The 22,263-nt window shown below is 53.0% G+C and carries 18 protein-coding genes; 4 read left to right on the top strand and 14 right to left on the bottom strand.

Annotation, left to right across the window (positions count from 1 at the left end):
- Window positions 1–102 precede the first annotated feature (102 nt).
- Window positions 103–1,209, top strand: a complete 1,107-nt coding sequence (locus LAT75_RS05675) for a VWA domain-containing protein (RefSeq protein ID WP_291481664.1) — start codon at window positions 103–105, stop codon at window positions 1,207–1,209.
- A gap of 63 nt (window positions 1,210–1,272) precedes the next feature.
- Here the strand turns inward: LAT75_RS05675 and LAT75_RS05670 are convergent, their stop codons facing one another.
- Window positions 1,273–2,502 (bottom strand): DUF1343 domain-containing protein, encoded by a 1,230-nt coding sequence (locus LAT75_RS05670; RefSeq protein ID WP_291481663.1) that lies wholly within the window; start codon window positions 2,500–2,502, stop codon window positions 1,273–1,275.
- Between the two features lie 78 nt (window positions 2,503–2,580).
- Window positions 2,581–3,012, bottom strand: a complete 432-nt coding sequence (locus LAT75_RS05665; protein WP_291481662.1) for a nucleoside-diphosphate kinase — start codon at window positions 3,010–3,012, stop codon at window positions 2,581–2,583.
- Between the two features lie 398 nt (window positions 3,013–3,410).
- Here LAT75_RS05665 and LAT75_RS05660 point away from each other — a divergent pair, with 398 nt between their 5' ends.
- Entirely contained in the window at window positions 3,411–4,028 is a 618-nt protein-coding gene (locus LAT75_RS05660; protein ID WP_291481661.1) for a GNAT family N-acetyltransferase, read from the top strand.
- Between the two features lie 82 nt (window positions 4,029–4,110).
- Here LAT75_RS05660 and LAT75_RS05655 read toward each other — a convergent pair whose 3' ends face one another.
- From LAT75_RS05655 to LAT75_RS05635, 5 genes are all read right to left on the bottom strand, one after another.
- Window positions 4,111–5,304, bottom strand: a complete 1,194-nt coding sequence (locus LAT75_RS05655) for a phosphoglycerate kinase (protein ID WP_291481660.1) — start codon at window positions 5,302–5,304, stop codon at window positions 4,111–4,113.
- Window positions 5,305–5,531: 227 nt separating this feature from the next.
- A complete protein-coding gene (locus tag LAT75_RS05650) occupies window positions 5,532–5,912 on the bottom strand; it encodes a hypothetical protein (protein ID WP_291481659.1) in 381 nt (126 codons plus the stop codon).
- Window positions 5,909–7,564 carry an NAD-binding protein gene (locus tag LAT75_RS05645; protein WP_291481665.1) on the bottom strand — a complete coding sequence of 552 codons (1,656 nt, stop codon included), beginning with the start codon at window positions 7,562–7,564 and terminating at the stop codon, window positions 5,909–5,911. The genes LAT75_RS05650 and LAT75_RS05645 overlap by 4 nt, the downstream gene beginning before the upstream one ends.
- Window positions 7,565–7,632: 68 nt before the next feature.
- On the bottom strand, window positions 7,633–8,070 hold the full coding sequence (locus LAT75_RS05640) for a hypothetical protein (RefSeq protein WP_291481658.1): 438 nt from the start codon (window positions 8,068–8,070) through the stop codon (window positions 7,633–7,635).
- Window positions 8,067–8,549: a DUF4920 domain-containing protein gene (locus tag LAT75_RS05635; protein WP_291481657.1), complete on the bottom strand. Its 483-nt coding sequence runs from the start codon at window positions 8,547–8,549 to the stop codon at window positions 8,067–8,069. The genes LAT75_RS05640 and LAT75_RS05635 overlap by 4 nt, the downstream gene beginning before the upstream one ends.
- Before the next feature lie 504 nt (window positions 8,550–9,053).
- Here LAT75_RS05635 and LAT75_RS05630 point away from each other — a divergent pair.
- Window positions 9,054–12,779, top strand: coding sequence for a S8 family serine peptidase (locus LAT75_RS05630; RefSeq protein WP_291481656.1), 3,726 nt, complete (start codon window positions 9,054–9,056; stop codon window positions 12,777–12,779).
- Between the two features lie 139 nt (window positions 12,780–12,918).
- Here the strand turns inward: LAT75_RS05630 and LAT75_RS05625 are convergent, their stop codons facing one another.
- Genes LAT75_RS05625 through LAT75_RS05615 form a run of 3 tightly spaced genes read right to left on the bottom strand, consistent with a single transcriptional unit; the run spans window position 12,919 to window position 15,002 of the window.
- Window positions 12,919–13,236, bottom strand: coding sequence for a DUF4286 family protein (locus tag LAT75_RS05625; RefSeq protein ID WP_291481655.1), 318 nt, complete (start codon window positions 13,234–13,236; stop codon window positions 12,919–12,921).
- A gap of 15 nt (window positions 13,237–13,251) precedes the next feature.
- Entirely contained in the window at window positions 13,252–14,112 is an 861-nt protein-coding gene (locus LAT75_RS05620; protein ID WP_291481654.1) for a mechanosensitive ion channel family protein, read from the bottom strand.
- Between the two features lie 41 nt (window positions 14,113–14,153).
- The gene (locus tag LAT75_RS05615; RefSeq protein ID WP_291481653.1) at window positions 14,154–15,002 is read right to left on the bottom strand and encodes a DUF432 domain-containing protein; all 849 of its coding nucleotides are present in this window, start codon (window positions 15,000–15,002) and stop codon (window positions 14,154–14,156) included.
- Between the two features lie 153 nt (window positions 15,003–15,155).
- On the opposite strand from LAT75_RS05615, the gene LAT75_RS05610 reads away from it, so the two are divergent.
- Window positions 15,156–15,746, top strand: a complete 591-nt coding sequence (locus tag LAT75_RS05610; protein WP_291481652.1) for a TIGR00730 family Rossman fold protein — start codon at window positions 15,156–15,158, stop codon at window positions 15,744–15,746.
- A gap of 108 nt (window positions 15,747–15,854) precedes the next feature.
- Here the strand turns inward: LAT75_RS05610 and LAT75_RS05605 are convergent, their stop codons facing one another.
- From LAT75_RS05605 to sbcD, 4 genes are all read right to left on the bottom strand, one after another.
- Window positions 15,855–17,030, bottom strand: coding sequence for an ATP-binding protein (locus tag LAT75_RS05605; protein WP_291481651.1), 1,176 nt, complete (start codon window positions 17,028–17,030; stop codon window positions 15,855–15,857).
- 220 nt (window positions 17,031–17,250) lie between these two features.
- Complete coding sequence (locus LAT75_RS05600) at window positions 17,251–17,706, bottom strand: DinB family protein (protein ID WP_291481650.1); 456 nt, start codon at window positions 17,704–17,706, stop codon at window positions 17,251–17,253.
- 60 nt (window positions 17,707–17,766) lie between these two features.
- Window positions 17,767–20,865 carry an SMC family ATPase gene (locus LAT75_RS05595; RefSeq protein ID WP_291481649.1) on the bottom strand — a complete coding sequence of 1,033 codons (3,099 nt, stop codon included), beginning with the start codon at window positions 20,863–20,865 and terminating at the stop codon, window positions 17,767–17,769.
- The gene (gene sbcD, locus LAT75_RS05590; protein ID WP_291481648.1) at window positions 20,862–22,103 is read right to left on the bottom strand and encodes an exonuclease subunit SbcD; all 1,242 of its coding nucleotides are present in this window, start codon (window positions 22,101–22,103) and stop codon (window positions 20,862–20,864) included. Before sbcD ends, LAT75_RS05595 begins: the two co-directional genes overlap by 4 nt.
- Window positions 22,104–22,263: the final 160 nt, after the last annotated feature.

Below are 22,263 nucleotides of genomic sequence, written 5' to 3'. Positions count from 1 at the left end.
CGTTGGCCATTGCAGGGTTCAATGTGCCGGTGTGTTTGCAGAATGATTCAGGCGGTGGGGCTGTTACGGTGTAACTCTGTCATTCTTTAACAAACTGCGTGTATGCGTTTCCTTTATCAAAAATGGGCCCCCCGTTTCGATCAATCCGGTTCAAAACCGGCTTTCGAACGGCTCAACGAAATCTTTCAGCAGCTGCTCTACATCAGCAGCGGAGATGTGGGTCAGGCCCTGAAGTGGCTCACCGATCTCGACAAGGAGTACAAGCTCACGGAGCAGTACGAAAATTACGGGATGGCCGATTTCATCAAAGAGCTGGAGGAGCGCGGCTACATCAAGTATGACGCGGAAGCGGTTGAGGTGGTCATTACCCGGAAAATGGAGCGCAGTCTGCGTACGAGGGCTTTGGAAGAGGTTTTCAGAAACCTGCGCAAAGACGGGGCCGGTCAGCACAAAACCGCGCATCAGGGCAAGGGGCTGGAGCGCGAACCGGAGACGCGGGCCTGGCAGTTTGGCGACGACGCCCATCAGTTCGACAGCACCGGCACCCTGCTCAATGCCCTTCGCAACAGCCCGATCGATCAGTTCAGCCTTACGGAAGACGACCTGCGCGTGTACGAAACCGACCACAACACCAGCATGGCTACCGTTCTAATGATTGACCTGAGCCACTCCATGATTTTGTACGGCGAGGACCGCATCACTCCCGCAAAAAAAGTGGCGATGGCCCTCGCAGAGCTTATCCTGAGCCGCTACGCCAAAGACAGTCTCGAAATCATCGCCTTCGGCAACGATGTGTGGAAGGTATCGATAGATGAGCTTCCCTACCTGAGTGTAGGGCCGTATCACACCAACACCCTTGCGGGCCTCGAACTCGCCCGGCACCTGCTGCAGCGCAAAAAGCACGCAAATAAGCAAATTTTCATGATTACGGACGGCAAGCCCTCTGCCATGTACGAAAACGGAAAGCTCTACAAAAACAGCTTTGGCCTTGACCGCAAAATCGTGAATAAAGTGCTCAACGAAGCGACACAGTGCCGCAAGGAAAAAATCACGATCACCACGTTCATGATTGCGCAGGACCCTTATCTGCAGAACTTCGTGCGGGAAATGACCGAGGCCAACAAGGGTCGGGCCTATTTTTCAGGCCTGAACAGCCTCGGAGGTTTTGTGCTTGAAGATTATGTTAGGAACCGGAAGAAGAGCGTTTGAGAGGCGGCTTCTGCTGAGCGTTTTTGGACAGGGCAAAGTAAACATCACCCTGCTCACCGCCCCTTAATACAGCAGATAGGGCTTCCTTTTTTTGGTGAAAACTTCGACTTCTGCTTGCCAGAAGGTTTCCGGCGGGGCATCGCTTTCGAGAAATTCCCTGATGCGCTGCGTGCCTGCAAGGTTGTAGAGGAAGCGGTTGGTGCGGGCGTCCGGAGCGTGGTGCAGCATTTCGCGGAAGAGCTCAAGGCCGAGTTCGAGGGGGCGGAGTGAACCGGCATCGAGCGTGAGCGGGCTCAGGCGAATACCGCTGACTTCCGTGCCGCGATGTTTTGGGTTTGTCGCCATGCCGGGGATATCAACGGGGGTGAAAGTCACCGGTTCGAGCGATACGGGGTAACGCTGCATAAGGCTGAGCCGGGCCTCTTCGGGAAATTCGAGGCCGGGCGAGCCGACCATCATAAACGGATCGCGGGTGCCGCGGCCTTCTGACATAGTGCTGCCTTCGAAAAAGCAGGTGCCGGGATAAACGAGGGCGTTGGTAAAATGCGGCAGATTCGGGGAAGGCGGAATCCAGGTGAGGCCGGTTTCGATCCAGTTTTGTTCGCGCTGCCAGTTTTCCATCGGGATAACGCGCAGGCGGGGTTCGGTTTCGGTGTTCAGCCAGCCTTCGCCAATCATCATGAGGGCGAGTTCGCCTATGGTCATGCCGTGTACAATGGGGATGGGGAAAGCCCCGACGAAGGAGCGGAATTCGGGTTCCAGCATCCAGCCGGAAACGTAGGTGCCCCCCAGCGGATTAGGGCGGTCGAGCACCCAAACTTCGACATCGTGCGCGGCGGCGGCTTCGAGAACAAGCCCGAGGGTTGAAATATAAGTGTAGAAGCGCACGCCGGCATCCTGCAGGTCGAAAATGAGCAGGTCGATTTCGGCCAGCATTTCCGGCGTGGGGCGGCGGGTTTGCCCGTAGAGGGAGAAAACCGGCAGGCCGGTGAGCACATCGGTACCGTCTTTGATTTCTTCGCCGGCGGGCACATCACCGCGGAAGCCATGTTCAGCCGCAAAAAGGGCTGTTACGGGAACCTGACGGGTGAGCAGGGTATCGAGCAGGTGGGCAGAGCCGATACGTGAAGCGGGGTTGGCCAGCAGGCCGATCCGCCGGTCGCGCAGCTCGTCAAGATATTGGGAGAGAAGCTGCTGAGCCCCTAACTTTATTTCAGGGGCGGAATGCTGCGCGGCTGTTTGGTGTATAAAATGATGTTCCCGGTCCGCACAACTAACAGTACACCAAAACAATACTGAAAGTAAAAGCAAGCTACAGAAGCGGAAACCGGGAACATTTTTTTTATTCATAACTGAAAAAGATGCCCGCTATTATGCAAGGTTGGCGACTTCTTCAGATTTAGCAAAAAAGTAAGCTGATTCGATGGCGGCGTTCTCATCAGAGTCAGAACCGTGCACGATATTTTCGCCTTTGCTGTCGGCATAGAGTTTACGAATGGTGCCTTCAGCGGCTTCGGCCGGGTCAGTTGCCCCGATCAGGGTTCTGAAATCAGCAACCGCATTTTCTTTCTCAAGAATGATGGGCACGCAGGGGCCTGAGCTCATGAATGCGCACAATTCGCCGTAAAACGGACGCTCTTTGTGAACTTCATAAAACCCGCCGGCGGTATCAGGTGTGAGGCGTGTTAATTTCATGGCTACAATTTTGAAGCCGGCTTTTTGAATGTGGGCGATCACTTCGCCAACAAGATTTTTACGGACACAGTCCGGTTTGAGGATCGTCAGGGTTCTGTTGGTTGCCATTCTATACTACGTTGGTTTTATTAGTGTTTGATGAATTGTGCAATCGCTGAAAATCAGTTGAACAAAACAGCGGCCCTTGCCGGGGATCTTTTCACTACAGATCTGCAGAAAATAATGGTACCTGAATTAAAAACGGCAGCTCCTGATGGCGAAGGAATCCGGCACTTTACGGATTCATGTTTGCTTTGCTGATGCGTCTGAATGCATTTTTTGTGATTTTCATTTATAATTGAATATAAGCCTTAATCCCCAAATCCTTCAAAAGATTTGTACATTTTACCAGGCTTCTGAACTATTCCTGCAAGGATGAGTGGATTTCTGACGGCGAACACCTAATTTTAAGCAAGGCTTGCTTTTCCGGCCTTCCCTGTGCACTATCACTTGCTAATAAACCCAGTATGCCTCAGTCTAAAAATCCTGAAATTCAAATCCGCGTTGTGCGCGGCGAACAAATCGCACAATTTATCCCGGCCCTTGCGTGGCTTCGAATTACCGTTTTTCATGAGTTTCCGTACCTCTACGACGGCTCTGACGAGTATGAGCGTGCGTACCTGAAAACCTACCTCAATAGTGATGAAAGCCTGTTTGTGCTCGCAACTGATTCAAACAAAGTAGTCGGGGCTTCATCCGGGATGCCCCTAAAACTGGAAACGGATGAAGTTAAGGCACCATTTATTCAAAAAGGAATCGATCCTGAGTGTGTTTTTTATTTCGGGGAATCGGTACTGCTGAAACAATACCGGGGACTTGGGATCGGCAAAAAGTTTTTTGAAGAACGTGAGAAGCATGCACTCACTCTTGGTTACCGAATAACGGCCTTTTGCGGCGTTCAGAGGCCCGACGACCATGCCCGTAAACCAGCAGGCTACCGGAACCTGCATTCATTTTGGGAGATGATGGGTTACCGTATGCAGCCTGATATGCGGACTCAGTTCTCCTGGCAGGATTTGGACGAAAATACCGCATCAGAAAAAGAAATGATGTTCTGGATTAAGGAACATCCCCCGCAGGCTTAAGGCAGGCAGGCTTCCGGAAAAAGCAAAAGGCCCGCGACTTTATTCTGCCGCAGGCCTTTTTTTCTCTAAAGCTTGTTAGCTGCTACTTGTCAGTAAGGCTGGAAATACCGGGCAGATCTTTGCCTTCGAGGTATTCGAGAGAGGCACCGCCGCCGGTTGAAACATGGCTCACCTTATCGGCAAGGCCGGCTTTCTTAATTGCTGAAGCAGAATCGCCGCCGCCGATAATGGTGATGGCGCCGCCGGCTGTTGCGTCGGCCATGGCCTGTGCCAGGGCAAAGGTGCCTTTGCTGAAGTTGGCCATTTCAAAAACGCCCATCGGCCCGTTCCAGATCACTGTTTTTGCGGCGCGCACTTCGTCGCTGTACAGTTTCGTAGTTTCAGCACCAATATCGAGGGCCATCCAGTCGTCTTCGATACCGTCTTCGGCTACCGTTTTGAAGGCTGCTTCGTTGCTGAATTCCTGAGAGACTACCGAATCGACCGGCAACATCAGCTTCACGCCCTGCTCTTCTGCTTCTTTGAGCAGCTCGCCGGCGAGCTCAACCTTGTCGGCTTCAAGCAGCGACTTGCCAATGGGCAGGCCTTTGGCTTTCATGAAGGTGTAGGCCATGCCACCGCCGATGATTATGGTGTTCACTTTTGGTAGCAGATTGCGGATTACGCCGATTTTGTCAGACACTTTGGCCCCGCCCAGCACTGCCACAAAGGGGCGCTCCGGACTGTTCACGCTGTCGCTGAGGAACTGAATTTCTTTCTGAAGGAGATAGCCGGCTGCGGCAGGCTGCAGGTGTTCGGTGATGCCGGCAACCGAGCAGTGCGCGCGGTGGCTGCTTCCGAAAGCATCATTCACAAAAACATCGCCAAGGGCGGCAAACTTTTGGGACAGTTCCGCGTCATTTTTGGTCTCTCCGGCGTGGAAACGCACGTTTTCGAGCAGTACAACATCGCCGGCTTTGGCTTTCGCAATTGCGGTTTCGGCTGCTTCACCCACACAATCTTCACCAAAGTAAACATTTCCGGGAAGTGCTTTTTCCAGATACTCAGCTACGGGCTTCAGGCTGAAATCGGGGTTGGGCTCGCCCTTGGGGCGCCCAAGATGGCTGAGCAGAATAACGGTCGCGCCTTTTTCGAGGGCGTATGTAATGGTGGGCAGCGCCTGTACGATTCGGTTGTCATCAGTGATGACGCCCCCTTTGAGGGGAACGTTGAAATCGACCCGCATCACAACTTTTTTGCCTGCGAGGCCGATGTCTTCAATGGTTAGTTTTGGCATGGTTTAACGGTTTGGATGGTGGGGCTGCACTCGGGGCTCAGGGCTCAGGCCTTCGGCTTTCATCCTGCTGAGATGTATAAATCGGGATGCTCATAAAGCCGGCTGAATCTGCACTGTTTAGGGCCCTGCGCCTGGCTGAGCTGCAGCACGGGGTGGTTTTAAAATCGAATACGAATATACGAAATATTCAGCTAAATCCGGACTTACTGCCCGTTTTCGGCCTTGTTTCAGGGCTCCTCTGATTCCAGAAACAGCTCCTGATCTTCGGGCATGCTCATTGCCCAGCTTGTTGCGTGCGGCTCCCGAAGTGGTAAAGGAGAGAAAAAAACATGATGGTTGGTTTCACTGCGACTGTCTTTGCGAAGAAAGAATATCACGGGGTCAAATTCGGGATGGCCGTCAATTTCGATAACATCCTGAATAAAAACCTTGCAGGGATGCAGCGTTGGCTGCGTTTTTAGCCATAATTTGATTTTTTTCCGAAACACCTTTTCCGCGCGGTTCAGGCTCTTTTCCTGCACAATCAGCTTAAACTGACCAGAATCGACTTCGGGTGCTGCAAATGTGAATGCACCGATATAGGTTTTGAGGGGCAATTTTACGCTCATTCCCGAATGTACTCCATAAATTTAGCCTCTGAAGATTTATCACCGATAATTACCAGTTCAGCATCTTTGGGGATTTCCATTTCGGGATTGGGGTTCACGATCATTTCATCGTTGTGGTTAATTGCAATTACGCTGCAGCCGGTAGTCTGCCGGATGTCAGATTCCATGAGCGTAACGCCGATCAGTTTTTTAGGAACGGGAAGTCTGAATATATCGAGGCCTTCTGCAAGAGTAATTATTTCAGAAGAATCGAGGGCATTATAAATGATGTTAGCGCCCATAGTGGCGTACGACATTACGAAATCGGCCCCGGCGCGGTGCAGGCTGTTCACGTTGCGGTCGTCGGTAGCACGGGCTGTAATCTGAATATCGGGCCGGAGTTTACGGCAGTACAGGGTGAGGTAGATATTCATCTCATCCAGATTGGTTGTAATAATTACGGTGTGAGCCGTATCGATTCCGGCTTTTTTGAGTGTTGCAAGATCAGCAGCATCCCCCTTAACAAACTTTGAAGGGTCAATAATCCGCGCCGGATCTCTTTCTACAATTACGTAATCCATTCGGCGGTCTTCCAGCGACCTGGCTGTTGCAAGCCCAACGCGGCCTCCTCCTATAATAATAACAGGATGGTCCTCTGAATGATAAATACCGAAAAGCTCATCGTAACTGCGCAGCTGATCAACTTTACCGGCCAGTACAAGTACTGTATGCCTGTTAATCACCGTGTTTGGCAGAGCGGGTTCAAACTTACCGCGCTCCCATACGCCAATAACGCTTACGCCGGTCATTTGCCTGAGCTTTGACTCCGCGAGTGATTTACCTACAAGCGGCGTATCAATGGCGGGGGCCTCACCAATTACAAGCTGATCTAACCTGCCAATTACATGTACGCGTGCACTTCCGCCAAGCGTACGGCGCGCCAGCGACTGCCCAAGCATACGGGCAAGCTGTACAACCGTATTGCTGCCGGCAAGTTTGAGGATATCCACAGAATCTTCAAAGCTCGCAAGACTGATAATCCGGACCTTATCCGTTATTTCCCGCACCGTAAAAGCGATGTTGGTGTTCAGCATATCGTTGCAGGTTGCCACAACCATAGCTGCGTTCTGAACCTGAATTTTCCGGTAGGTTTCGGGGTCATCAAGCTGACCTACTACAACTTTGTAGCCTTCGTTATAAAGATCAAGCGCCCGCTGAAATTCGGGTACCAGAATGAAATAAGGATGGTTGAAATGATTAAGCTTCTCAATTAAAGACCGGGCAACAGAATCGAAATTAGTTACGATAACGTGGTTTTTAATGCTGGGATGTAGCTCGGTCGGTGTTTTAACCTTATTGTAGGCTTCGAGCCAGGGCGCATAAAAAAATTGGATAAAGGTGAAAGGCAGCATCACCAGCAGTAAAATCACACCCGAAAGCAGCACAATAATCGAGAAGGTGCGGCCAATATCAGTTTCAAATGTGATGTCCCCAAAACCCAGCGTTGACATGACCGTTAGCGTCCAGTAAAAACCCGAAACCCAACTGTGCTCCTGCCCTTCCCGAATCATTAGCACATGAAAAAGCACACTATACAAAATAATAACTAAGCTTAGGAAAACCAAGAACTTGATCAAACCAGATATGTTTGACTTGGCTTCTTTTTCCTGCATAAAAGCCATTAAAATGGACGAAACAAACTTCATGCGGTGAACTCCCCGAAAGCAGTCATAAAAATGAATTAGCGGTTAAGCAGCTGAAAACCAGGCTCGGGAATTTCTTCGAGGGCAAGGCTGCGAACCAGACGAAGCGGCCCCGGGCACATTCGCTCATGACAGCTGATGCAGGTCTGAACCACGATGTTGTAATTTTCGGGCGTTGGCGCATCGAGGAAACGGACATAAAAAGAATCGAAGGCTTGCAACTGCCCCTGCACACCCGGCTCGCGCAGGGCGTCACGGGATGGGTCACCTTTGGCAAAAGGCGTAAAAACAGTGTTTTCGGCAGCTATCGGGGTACCCGCTTCTACGGCAGATTTAATTAGCTGCATCTGATTGGTACGCTCCCGCATCAGCTGCGAAAGGGTCTGATTTTCCTGCAACCCGGAGGTGCAGGAAAACAGAAGTGCAGCTGCAAAAAGGCTAAGGCAAAAAAAACTGAGAAAACAGCGGTTCATCATAACAGCACAACGCCGGCAGCCTCAAAATAATAGCTGATTTTCGGCTCAGTGATTGCTGAAATTTCCTCTGCAGAAGCGTTCGCATCTTCAAGGTAATGCCGCTGATGATCTACGGATGTTTCCTCCATCCATGTAATTCCTTCCATCATTACTTCACGCCCTGCAATATCCATTGGTACGAAAAACTCATAATCCTTGAAGGTAACGCGAACGGATTTCTCGTCAGAGGTCTGAAGGGTTAGCCAGCATCCTTTGGTTTGGCAAACCTGAATCACTTCACCCTTAACCTGTACAGGCTCACTTTCCTGAGCTGTAATAAGCGGGAAGAGTTCATCAACTGTAAAATATGAGGCCGGAGTAAAAGCGGCTCCAAAAACGGTCTGTTCGGCATCAGCGGTGCTTTCAGCGTGATTATCTGCGCTGCAGGCAGCTGCGATCAGCATCAGGGAAAACAGAGCGGGAAGTACAATGCGCATCATTTTGATTTAGCTTTAGGGTTAATTAAGACAAAATCTAATTTAAGTATAATTTTTGAGATTAGCTTTCAGGCTGCCTCCGTAAAGAAAGCGCTACCTTATACTCCGATGAATGCAGGCTGTGGCGTAAGGGTATGGTTTTATTCTAAGTGGGTTTAATTATTTAGCTAAATAAACTATCTTATTTTTTTAGCCTCCAAAAGAACTATTCCTGAGTTGCTTACCTGTAGTATTTCTATCTAACGCATGAACTTTTCCAAAACCAGCTCAGGCTGGCTCAGCCAAATCTATCGCCCGCTTTGTACGTACAAGTCCGGCTGAAAGCTTTTTTCTTTCCGGAACACGCCAACACAATTTTATGGGCAGCCGCTTTATCAGGGAACAGCTTTTTGAATACGGTCTGATTCTGCATGAAATTAAATTGCAGCTAAAGCCCTCCTCACACATCAACCCCACAGAACTACTTTAACAATCTATCTTAAATCTAATCTGTCAAAAACCGATACAATGAAGAATACCCCCCGCTTTAAACTACTACTGTTACTCGCATTGGTTTGGGCCGGCTTTTGGTCAACCGATGCTTTTGCTGATGAATTCACCGATGAAGTGCGTACGGTTCACGCCAATGTGCAGGGTTTCGGTGAAATCGAATTCGTTGAAAACCGCGTAATCGTAAAAATGGCTTCCGGCCTGATGAATGTTGAAGAGCAGGCCGAAATGCTTCGCACGCAAATGAACGCTGAAGTCGAATTTTCGCTCCCGTTTATTGGCGCCGAAGTATGGCAGCTCCGGGGCCGCTCAGTCGAAGACGTTGTTGCTGAATTTTCGGGCCACAGCGCTATCGAGTGGATTCAGCCCGATATCATCTACCACCTGCCCGATTTCGAAATCGAATCGCTGGATTCCGGAGGCACCATCCGAAACAATCAGGGTGAAACCGTGCCGGCCAATGATGGCATCATCCCCAATGATCCGCTCTACAGTACACTTTGGGGGATGGACCGCATTTCGGCACCACAGGCATGGGCGCTTGAAACCGGTAACCCGGAAGTAATTATTGCCGTGCTTGATTCCGGTGTTGACTACAACCACCCCGATCTCGCGGCCAATATGTGGCAGGATGAAAACGGCAACTTCGGAGCCAATTTTGCCGGCGGTAATGTAAACAACCCGATGGACTTTAACGGGCACGGCACGCACGTTGCCGGAACGGTTGCAGCTGTCGGGAACAACGGTATTGGCGTAGTTGGTGTAATGTGGGATGCTAAAATTATGGCCGTTCGTGTTTGCGGAACCAGCGGCTGTCCGCAGTCTGCAATAACCCAGGGCGTTGCTTTCGCAATTGCAAACGGTGCCATGATTTCCAACAACAGCTACGGATCAGATCCTACCGAAAACCCCAACCCTCCGCCGGCATACGTTGCCATGATGCAGGCCGCTCAGGACGCCGGGCACCTTTACATCACTTCTGCCGGCAACTCAGCCAACAACAATGACATCTTGGACGTGTGGCCTGCTAATCTGGGACGTTTCTTCGATAACGTGATGTCCATCGGTAACTCAACCATCAATGATCTGCGTGCTGGTGGGTCCTGTTTCGGTCTGGAAACCGTCCACATGTTTGCACCGGGCACAGGCATTCGCTCAACGGTGCTTAACAACGGTTACGGCAACCTCTCGGGCACTTCCATGGCATCGCCTCACGTTGCGGGCGCAGCCGGTCTGATTCTCTCAGCAAACCCGAATGCCGATTATCAGTTCATTAAGGAAAGGCTGATGGAATCTGTAGATCAGCTTCCTGCCTATACCAATATCTCGATCTCCGGGGGCCGTCTTAATGCCGGAGAGGCCGTTCTGGTTGATGACGGCATCGCCCCGTCACCTATCACAGACCTAAGCGTTGCCTTTACCGACGCAAGCCTGGTGAAGCTCGAATGGACCGCAACCGGTGCAAGCGGCAGCGAAGGCCGTGCTTTTTCGTATGATGTGCGCGTAAGTACAAGCCCCATCAGCGAAGGCAACTTTGAAGAAGCAGATCAGATTGAAGGCGTTCAGCGCCCGTCCGATTCAGGTACAAGTGAAAGCTTTCTGGTACGTAACCTGAACCCCGGCACGACCTACTATTTTGCCGTACGCGCCCTCGATCCGTTCAACAATGCATCAGACCTCAGCAACGTGGTAAGCACTACTACGGAACAGCCCGCATCCATCGCTGTTTCCGCAGAAAGTATCAGCGGCGAAGTACAGGTAGAAACTACCGAGACCTTCACCTTCACCATATCAAACACAGGCAGCGGTCAGCTGCGGTATGTAATCCCGACTCTTGAGCTTGAGGAAACCGCTGCACTTGCCGGAAACCCGGTAAACGCGCTTGACCCTTCATTCCGCCTTGTGACCAATGCTGAAGGCTATGAAACCGGCAACCCGGTTCTCACAGGTGCCGGCGGGCCGGACAATTTCGGGTATTTCTGGTTTGATGATGAAGAGCTCAACGGCCTCACGTTCAGCTGGGCCGATATTGCCGATATCGGCACCCCACTGGAAATCGCCAACCCCGATAACGGCTTCACCAACACAGCCCTCCCGTTTGCATTTCCGTTTTACGGACAGCTGAAAGACAACATCAATATTGCCGTGAACGGCTTTGCAACTTTCAATACCGTTCCGGGCAACGGTCTTCCCACCAACAACCCCATCCCCGGTAACGGTACCTTTCCTAACGACCTTATCATCCCGTTCTGGTATGACATGTCACTCGGTGAAGATGGTCAGATTCTGACCTATCACGACGAGGCCGGCGACCGCTTCATCATTCAGTGGAACAACCTTAGCGAGGGATCCGGAACGGTTGCGGGCAGCTATACTTTCCAGGCAATCCTTTCAGCCTCCGGTTCAATCACGTTCCAGTATCTGAACATGAGCGGGGTTACCGACCGTGCTACCGTTGGCATTCAGCCCCGCAACAATCAGGATGCCCTTCAGATTGCTTTCCGTACACCTTTTGCGCAAAGCTTTAAGGCCGTTCATATCGGAAAAGCACTGCCTGAGTGGGTAAGCCCGGCTCCGGCTGCGGCAACAATCGCGCCCGGCAGCAGTCAGGAAGTTTCCTTAACCATCGACGGAGACCTTCTCGTAAACGGCACCTACTCAACCGAGATCGTGATTCTCAACAATGACTTCAGCAATACGCTGGTTCGCATACCGGTCAGCATTGAAGCCGTTGGCGGCACACCACAGGTAGCAGCCGATGCTGATGCTCTCGATTTCGGCCTGGTTTACCTCAACTGGCCGCAAAGCCTCGATATTGAATTCACCAATACAGGCCGGGCACCGCTGGTATTTACTTCTGTGAGCTCCGATAACCCCGGAATCGGGTTTAGTTTCAACGAAGAGATGACCGTTCCGCCCCTTGGCAGCGCAGTGCTCACGGTCACCTACGACCCGACCCAAACCGAAACCCTCGAAAGCCTGCTCGTAATTGAAACCGACGACCCGGCCAGCCACAGCTTCGAAATCGCGCTGAACGGCAGCGCCGCCGGAGCGCCTGATATTCGCCTGAACCGCGCACAGCTACTGGCTGAAGTAGCTCCCGGCGGACTCGTTGGCGTACCTATGACCATCCGGAATGCCGGAGGCAGCCTGCTGAGCTACGAAATAGACTTCGTAGAAACAACCAACCGCCCGATTGGCGATGCGCCGGCAGAAGACGGCTACACCGCTGTTCCGGTCGAGCTTCGGGGCGAAACCCAAAGCTTCCCGATCTGGATTCTCTTCCCGGTACGTACCGGCAGCGTTGAGCCGGGCGTTACCCGTGAAATTACGGTACGCTTCCGCGGTAACGTACCAGCGGGCGACTACACCGCAACCATGCTCGTGAACAGCAACGATCCTGCCAAGCCGCAGCGCACCGTAAACCTGTTCCTCACCGTGCTCACCGATGTTTCTACCGAGCCGGAAACGGAAATGCCAACTGAGTTTATCCTCAACCAGAACTACCCGAACCCCTTCAACCCTACAACAAGGATTGAATACGCCCTGCCCGAAGCTGCGCAGGTAACGCTCGAGGTGTTTAATGTTCAGGGTCAGCGGGTTGCAGTGCTCATCAACGAGCTGCAAAATGCCGGCAATCACGGCGCTACCTTCGACGCCGCGAACCTCTCAAGCGGTATTTACATCTACCGCCTGCGTGCCGGAAACTTCGTACAAACCCGCAAAATGATGCTGGTGAAATAAAACAACAGCATCCGGGTTTTGTCCGGAAACCGTATCAAAAAAAGCTCCCGCTTCACTTCGAGGCGGGAGCTTTTTTTATGAGTTGATGTGAGTTGTAAGTTTCAGCTTTGTCGCTGACAGGCGCACCGGAAACTCTTCACTATGTAAAAGTGTGAAGGGTTTCGAGCAAATCCCGCTCAGCGGTGAAGAGTCCGCTAAAACCGGCTTCTGAAGCATGCTGCCGAAGCGCCGGGGCAAAGTCTTTTTCGTAGGTGTCAAAGGCGGCACGGCTTTTCAGCGCGTAGAACATCCGGTAGGTCGTGCAGCCCGGCTGCTGCTCCGCTTCGGAGCGGCACATGCGGCAGTCGTAAAAAAGGCCGGTTTTGAGCACTTCGGGGATGTGCTCTTCCTTCATCCACGCTACCCAGCGCGCTTCTGCATCTTTTTGAATGTGGATGGTTACAACATAAGTGAACATGAGCAGATCCTCCTTTCAGGATTTTGACGGCAGGGTTTCAGAGCCGGCGGGAGCCAGAGCTTCAGCCTGCATAGAAATCGGGAAAGGTTTGGTGACATCGCCGGTGTAAACCGTAACATGCGGGAAGGGAATTTCGATACCTTCTTCGTCAAACCGTTTCTTAATTTCCATGTTAATGGATGTCGTCATGCTAATAAAGTCTTCCTTCTGAGCCCAAATCCTCAGCACCAGATCTACCGATGAGCTGTTGAATGAATCAAAGTGAATCGCATGTGCGGGTTCCTGCAACACAAAAGGGTTTTCATCGGCAATCTGGGTCAGCAGTTTCTTTACCCGATCAAGATTCTCCTTGTAAGCCACCGATACTTTGATGGAAGCCCGCCGGATCGGGAAACGCGTAAAATTAGTAACCGGCGATTTCAGCATGGTTTCATTGGGGATGCGCACCAGATGGTTGTCAAAAACCCGGATTTTGACGGACAGCGTATCGATGCTCATCACGGCTCCCACAATGTCATTCACCTTAACAATATCCCCTACCTGAAACGGCTTCTCACCAATCAGAAAAAAACCGCTGATGATATTGGAGAGGCTCGTCTGTGAGGCAAATGAAATCCCGATTCCCAAAATACCCGCCGCACCGAGTAAAGGCCCCAGGCTGAAGCCAAACTCATGCAGCACCAGAATCATGATCATGGTAAAGCCGATGTAGAAAAAAATCTTGGAAAACAGCATCGCATAGTGCGGGCTGTATTTCTCGGTAACGAAATTGCGAATCCATTTCCGGAACAGTCCCAGTATCGGGATGCCGAGAAAGATGAGCAATGAAGACCGTACAAGTACTTCTATATCAAGGGTGTAATTCCAAAATTCCATAAATAATAGCGTTGAATGAGCACAAAGAAGTTTTCATGATCTCAAAAGGCATTGAGCATGGGCATCGGGTTCAGCGCTCTGAAGGTGCGCAAAGCAAAACCCTTACGAGCCGGGTTTCGCGGCCGTGCCAGCAATTTTGCCCCTGCTGCCTCCGCCGGAGGTTTGCCTTCGACGGAAAGATCGCTTAAGCTGTCTCCGCCTTTGTGCACTACGGTCATCTGATCAGACCACAGCATGCCGTCCTGCTCAAAAATTGAAAGCCGCTCGACCCGCAGGCAGATTTTATCGATGTGCAGGAAATCCTCAGATTCATTTTTGATAAGCACAGGGCAGTAACAGCGGTGTGCCCGAACCATTTCCGGGCGAACTTTTAGTGACGCAACGGTTTTCACCCAGTAGCACACCTCACCGCTTTCAAATGTACCGAACCAGGTTTTCACCATTTCAACCGAGTTGATTTCGGTAAGCTTCAGGTTGTTGTCGCTTTGGTCTGATATGGCAACCGCAACAGGAATCCGCATAAAAAGGCGGGTTTCGGCACCCGGCGCAAGCTGGTAATTGTGTTCGGGATGTACCACAAACGGGAGGTTCGGAAAAGCCGGGGCAACATTCAGCACGGGCTTCTTTGAACGCAGCCGCCATCTCGTCCACTTATGCTCCTCAACCGTATGAACATCATAATCGGTGTTGTCAAAAACCTTTTCGGCCGATTGCTCACTGCCGGCATCTTCACCGTCATCTTCATCATTAATAGAAAGTTGCGGCTCCCGGTTTCTGTCAAAAGCAAGCCATATTTCTGATTCATTCCGCCTGAGATGCACGTTCAGCACATCATCGAGACTAAGTGATTTCACTTCGTCGATTTCCAGCGGATAATCTCCCCAAATCATGCAGTAATCCGGTTTGTGAACAGTTTTATAATTTTGAGTAAGCTATAAAAAAGCAGCTTAGTATGAAACAAATCACCCAAATTTAGCAGTTTCGCTGCATTCCCCATTACAGTATTTTGCAGCCCTCTCACCTCAATCAAAACCATTTTTCTCATGAGTATTATTTCAACCGTTGCCGTGTATTGCGGCTCATCAGCCGGCACGCAGCCCGTTTATTGCGAAAAAGCAGCAGAAACCGGGCGGCTGATTGCCGGGCTTGGCATGGGCATTATCTACGGCGGCGCAAAAGTCGGGGTGATGGGCGCCGTAGCCGACGGCGCACTGCAGGCCGGCGGCAGGGTTACGGGCATCCTCCCGCACTTCCTCGAGCAGCGGGAAGTTGCACATCACGGCCTCACCGAGCTCATTATGGTCGAAACCATGCACGAGCGCAAGCTGATGATGTACGAAAAAGCCGATGCCATCCTCGCCCTGCCCGGCGGCTTCGGCACTATGGAAGAGCTCTTCGAGATGCTCACCTGGGCGCAGCTCGGCCTCCATCAGAAACCGATCGGCCTGCTCAACACCGGCGGCTTTTACGACCCGCTGCTTGCCCTTGCCCAAACCATGCTCGAAAACGGCTTCATCCGCGAAGCGCACCGGCACATTTTCGTGCACGACACCGAGCCGGCAGCCCTGCTCGAAAAAATCAAAAGCTTCCGCCCGCCACAGCTCGGCAAACTCATGACCCGCGAACGGATTTAAGGGGGGGACTGATGGAACAGGACTCCGGATTTGAATTTATAAGCAACAGCAAAAGTCTGCTCCCATGCAGACTTTTGCTTTTTAGGGTGATGGGCTTCCGGCCCTAACTCAGATCTGCGTCTTCACAAAATCCAGCCATTTCTGCAAACCGGTAACCTGCACACTCCGGTGTACGGGGTAGTCTTCGTCAGCCGGAATAATCATGAAATTCTGCGGGGTATCGTTATCCTCAATCACATTGAGGAAGCCTTTCTCAAGTTTTGGCGCCTGACTCCGCTTTGCATCCGCACAGGCTACAGGCTTACCGCGGCGCACAAGAACCATATCGGCCTCCGCCCCGTGATGCGTGCGCGAAAAATACAGCTTGCAGGCAGGCGGCATCACGGCCATAGTCTGCTCAACTACGAAGCCCTCCCACGAACCGCCAACAGCTATGTTTAGCTGCAAATCATCGAAAGAATCGATATCAAGCAGCGAGTGAAAGTAGCCGGAATCGCGCACATAAACCTTGGGCGCTTTCACCATACGTTTCCCTACGTTGGTTGACCACGGCCTGAGCAGACGGATGATGTAGGCATGCTCCAGATAATGCAGGTACCGGTTTACCGTACTCCGGCTCACCCCAAGTGAGCGCCCGAGCGTTTCCTGATTAAGATGTGTGCCCTGCTGTTGGGCGAGTAAAAGCAGAAATTCACGAAGTTTGGTGTAATCAGTATTCAGGGCCTGAAAGTTTTGAAAACGTTGTACGTATGTGTAAATAAAATGACGATGCCACTGCATAGCAATTTCATCATTTCTTGCTAAAAAAGCCCTTGGAAACCCACCTCTAAACCAAAGTTTATTTTGAGCTTCCTGCCCTCCGACTTCATCCAAAGTAAACGTATGAAGCTCTACAAAACTAATCCGCCCTGACAGAATTTCAGATGCGCGCCTAATTAACTCCATAGAAATTGACCCCAGAATAAGAAAGCGTCCGTTTCGCTGAACTTTATCTGCGCTATTTCTAATCGCCTCAAAAAGCTCAGGTTTATGCTGAATTTCGTCTAAAATGACCAACTTATCCGTATGATTCGCAAAGTATAACTCTGCTTCCTGAAGCTTAGAAACATCCCTCGGTGATTCCATATCAAGCCAGAGGGGTTTGGATTGCCTTCTTGCAGCAATTTGTCGCGCCATAGTTGTTTTGCCAACCTGGCGAGCCCCCACAATTGCTACCACCGGATAATCAATAATCAACTCTTCCAGTTTAGCCTGCTTTGTGCGCGGATATAAGGTTATACTCATGTGTTGGTTTTAGGAATAATTTAGAAGGTTCACTTCTTAAAACAACCTCTCATTTATAGCGTGAAAATCGTACTTAACATAATCACTTTTCACGGTAAACCTGATTATAACACCGTGAAAATCGCACACAATATAACCGATTTTCACGGTATAAACAGAACACGTACCGTGAAATTCGATTATAAAAACCCCTCAAATAAACGCTCAGACCAAAAAAGGCTCAATTCCTCCCAATACGCCTGTGGTAGTTCACCTGACCGAGATGGTAGGTGAGATGGCCGGTGAGGTGAATCAGCAGAAATGCCGTGTCGGGGTTGTCCGGGAATTTGTCTTCGGGGTAGGGCGCGGCGGCCTTTTCGGCAGGCAGGCGGCGCAGCACTTCATCCACCATGCTGCGGGTCTGCACGAGGCGGGCTATGATTTCCTGCCGGCTTACGCCCCTCTCCGTAAACTCCCGCTCCCGTTCGCGCACATAGCCCGTATCACCCAGCCAGGCCCCGACAAAGTGGTTCAGGTTCCCCGCCACATGCAGGCACAGCGTGCCGGGACTATTGCTGATATCTCCGCGAAGCTCCCAAAGGTCAGCTTCATGTTCATAGGCCTGCACCTCAGCAATGAGTTTCCCCAAATCGCGCACCAGAATTGTGCGGATGTTCTCCAGAAAAAGCTTTTCCATAATTTTGTGCTTTTTGTGTTTTGTGTGATGATGATTCCTTACCCCGCCCCGCTGCCTGCCCTAACCCGGGAGCCCCTGCCAGCTTGGGTAAACCCTGCTGCCCCGCTGTGCATCGTTTCCGATTTTGAGAAAAACATCGATCTCCTGCTGCAGCTCTTCCACGTGCGAAATGATGCCCACAACCCGGCTCTCCTCCCGCAGCGACTTGAGCGTGGCAAATACCGTTTGCAGCGATTCCCGGTCGAGTGAACCAAAGCCTTCATCCAGAAAGAAAAAGTTCTGCCGGCTTTTGCTGCGGCTCTGCACGCTTTCGGCAAGCGCCAGCGCGAGGCAAAGCGAGGCCTGAAAGGTCTGCCCGCCGGAGAGCGTCTTCACGCTGCGCAGCCGCCCTTCGTTGAGGAAATCCCGCACCTCGAATTTGTTGTCGGCCGAGAGCTCCAGCCGCAGCTGCTGCCGGCTGAGCTTGTAGAAGCGCCGGTTGGCAACCTCGCACAGCTGCCGCAGGTACACCGTCGAGATGTACTCCACAAAGCCGCTTCGGGCGAACAGCTTTCGCAGCGTATCCAGGTCGCCGAGGCGGTGCTCCGACTGCGCCAGCTGCTGCTCCAGTTCACGTTTCTCCCCCAAATTCTTTTCCAGCCTCACCAGCTCTTTTTGGGCCGCTCCCAGCTCTTTAACGGCATTTTGGTGCGCCGCTTCCTCCTCCTTCAGCTGCTGCCTTAGTGCTTCGAAGGCTTCGGCATCAAACTCCTGACCGCCGGTTTCGGCTTCGAGCTCGCTAAGTTTGGCCCTGATGCTGCTGCGCCTTTCTCTGAATGCCAAGATTTCCCCGCGCAGCTTTTCCGCATCGAGCCGGAGGTCAAGCACCTGCTTCACGGCAGCAAGACCGGCATATTCGCTGTCCGAAATCAGCTTTTGAAGCGTTTTTTCCGCTGCCTTGCACTCCGCTGACCTCGCCCCCAAATCGCGCTTTACCACTTCGAGGCTGCCCTTTATTTCACCCTGACGGTTTTCGAATTTACGCACCGCGGTTTCCAGTTTATCAAAAGCTTCGACCGTATTGCTGCGTTTTTCCAGAATCTGATCGCGCTGTTTTTTGATTTCGGGGGATGGCACCAGGCCATAATCCGGCCACTGAAGCACCTTCAGCTGCCGGATTTCCGCTTCGATGTTTGCCTCAAATTTTCCGGCCTGCTCCTGAAGTTTTTGCGTGTCGGCTTTCAGCGTTTCCAGCTCTTCCTGAAGCCCTCTGAGGGTTTTCTCATCCGCATCCCGCTTGGCCCGCCCTTGTCTGTAGCCCGCCTGATGCGCCTCAGCAGCCCTGAATGCGGCGTCGAGCTGAGCCCGGTCCTCCGGGTCAAATCCGCTCCAGACAAAAGCCGAAAGATGCTCCGTAAGTACGCCCTGCGCGTCCCGGACTTTTGTTTGCAGCTTGTCGAGCTGCGTTTTAGCCGTTTCGAGCTGCCCCCCGAGCTTGTCAAAGCCGCGCGTGAATTTCCTGATTTCCTCCAGGCGCTCGTCCAGCTTTTTGAGGACGTCCCGGGCATGCTTCAGCTGCGCCGCACTTTTGCCGTGCAGCGGCTCGGGATGATGGGTCGCCCCGCACAGCGGACACGCCCTACCCTCTTCCAGCGCGCCGGCGAAATCTTCCAGCTTTACCTGAACCGCCAGCTGCTCACACCGCTGCGCAGCCTGCACGCGGTCCCGGCCGGTCTGCCCCTCTTCCTGCATCAGCAGCGCGATGAGCTCTGCTGTTCCGGCATCGGCTTGAGCCTTAATTCCCAGACTCACCTCCATTTTCTCACAGCCGCGCCTGAAGGATTCCCGGCATTTTTCAAGCTCCGCCTGAGCCGCTTTCGCCTCATCTGTTGCTTTATCCAGCTGAATCTTATGCCCGTGCCGCAGCACATACCAGTTCCTGATTTCGGCCAGCTTGGCCATGTCAGGCGCCGTTTCCTCCATTTCGCGCAGCTTTGCCTGAAGCGCATCCAAAGCTCCTTTCGCCGCTTCAGCTTTTGCTGCCAGTTCCTGTGTCTGTTTCTTTTTCGCGCCCACCTTCTCTTTCAGCCCGTCGAGACTTTCCATTTCGTCCCTGATTCGCAGCATGCCGCTGAGGTCATCAGCCTCCCGCTGCCGCAGATCCCGCTTTTCGCACTCCGGCCGGATTTCATCCAGTGCCTGAACCGCGGCACCCAGCTCACCTGCTACTTTGCGCTGCTCAGCGCTCAGCGCATCAAAGCTCGCCTGCAGCCCGTCCCGCTCGGCGCGCAGCCGCTCCGCCGTACGCACCGGCTCAGCAAAAATCCGCACACAAGCTTCGTAGGCTTTGAGCTGCGTTTCAGCATCTTCGATTTCCGCGCCGCGCGCCTCCATTTCGGCCAACTTCCGCGCCAGCTCTTCCCGCATCTCGGCTTTCTGCTGAATGAGCGCGAGCCGGCTTTCTTCCTTCCTGAGCCTCCCCAGCGTTTGATCCGACGTCTGAACGGCCTCCTCAAGTGCGGCAAGTTTTTCTTTTTGCAGGGTGATGGAGGCTTCGTCCAGCCCTTCGTGCTGCTTCAGCTGACCCCGCAGGTTTTCGCTTCGTTCTTTTTCGCGATTGATGAGGGCGCCCGTTTGCATGCTGAACTCGAAGCGGTCCAGATCAAAAATTTCTTTCAGCATGCGGGTGCGGTCGGTTGCGCCAAGCTGCAGGAACTCCTGAAATTTCCCCTGCGGGATGATGATGGTCCGCCGGAAGTTGTCGTAGCTCAGCCCGATGATGTCATCCGGATTGGCGTCCTCAACCGGGGTCCATCTCCCGCCTTCTTCCTGCTTCAGGATGCGGCGGCTGAAGGTGTTCACCTTCTCAAACTGCCGGGAATTCCGCTTCCCTTCCACCACAAAGCGCCAGTGTTCCAGCTTCGCATTGATGCACTCAAAATCGATGAGCAGCCGGTTCGATTTGAGGTTCATCATGTTGTAGTTGCGCCCGTCGGCCTGATTGAGGCGCTCGGTTTGCCCGTAAATCGCGAAGGCGATGGCCTCGAGAATCGAGGACTTCCCCGAGCCTACCGTGCCGAATATGCCGAACAGCTGCGATTCGATCAGGCGCGTAAAATCAATGGTTTGGGCGGCCTGATACGAGTACAGGCCTTCAATCGTGAGTTTTTGGGGAATCATTGGCCGCCCTCCCTTTCGGCCGCACCCGACCGGATTTCGCGGAAGAGCGCCATGAGGCCTTCCCCCGGATCAAGGTTTGCGTTTTTGCTCCGGAAGTAGTCGGCGAACAGCTCCTCCATCGGGCGCTGCAGGTCGATCAGGCCGGCCTCCTCCTCCGGGGCCGCATCCTGCTGCCGCACATTCGGGATGATGGCCACGATGCCCTCGTGCGCATCGTGCAGCTGCCGCGTCTCGGCGGCGTTGAGGTAAGTCTCGGTTGTGAGGCTCAGCTCCACCAGCGCCTGCGCGTTCTCGCGAAGCACGTGCAGCGCCTCGTCCATGCCCGTCGCCCGGAGGCGCTTCAGCGGGCGCCCGCATTGCAGGGGGATGCGCGCCGTGCGCACCGGCCGGCCGGGTTCGGCATCGATCATCACCACATACTTTTGCTGCTCGGCCTCGCTGAAGCTGTAGCTCAGCGGACTGCTGCTGTACACCACCGGCCGCTCGCCCTTCCGGATTTCGATATAGCGGTGCAGGTGCCCCAAAGCGGTGTACTGAACCTGCGGCGGGATGGCATCGGCGTACAGCTGCTGCGCCCCGCCCACGTGCAGCACCGGCTTCTCATCCTCGGGCTCTTCCAGTTTTTCACCGCTTGCCGGCGTAAAAAAAAGATGCGCAACCAGCAGATTTACCCCAACCTCGTCGCAGTGCGTGTCGGCCAGCGCCTTCCAGCGGGCTGCGAGCTGATCGCGCAGGTTTTGCTCCGGCGCCTCGAGCCCGAGAAAGGTCCTGAGGCGCTGCTCGTTCGCGTAGGGTGCGAGGAGGATGCGCACCGGCGCCTGAACCCCGGGCAAGGCAAGCTCCGCAAATCCGGGTTCGCTTTTGAGGATGCGCAGCCCGCTGCCCAGCTCAAAAACCGGAATCACGCTGTCGGGGTAGCCGGCCAGCAGTATGCCGCACTCCCGCGCAAGCGGATCAGGCGCGGCGATGCGGTCGGCGGAGTCGTGATTGCCCGCGATGGCCACCACAGCCCGGCGGCCGTCGGCTGAAAGCCGTTTCAGCGTCTTGTAAAACAGCTCGGTCGCCTGCGTTGGCGGGTTGAAGGTATCGAACAAATCGCCGGCAATCAGCACCAAATCGGCCTTCTGCGCTTCGGCGATGTCGCAGATTTCCTGCATCACCTGCCGCTGTTCATCGAGCCGCTCAAAGCGATCCAGCCGCTTGCCGAGGTGCCAGTCGGCCGTGTGTAAAATTCTCATGGTAGGTTTTCGGGTGAAGGCATCCCAAACCGGTCAGGCAGCGGACGCATCAAAAAATTTGGTAAGAAGCCTCCTATAATCCTGAAACTGTGCTGTGAATGCAAGAACAAAAACGGGGGAGTTGTACGGGCGAATCGAATCAAATCAGCCGGGCAGTCCG

The sequence above is a fragment of the Cyclonatronum sp. genome, from assembly GCF_022565315.1.
Lineage (GTDB): Bacteria > Bacteroidota > Rhodothermia > Balneolales > Cyclonatronaceae > Cyclonatronum.
The sequence above is the reverse complement of the archived record's forward strand: the minus strand, read 5'-3'. Positions and strand labels throughout refer to the sequence as shown.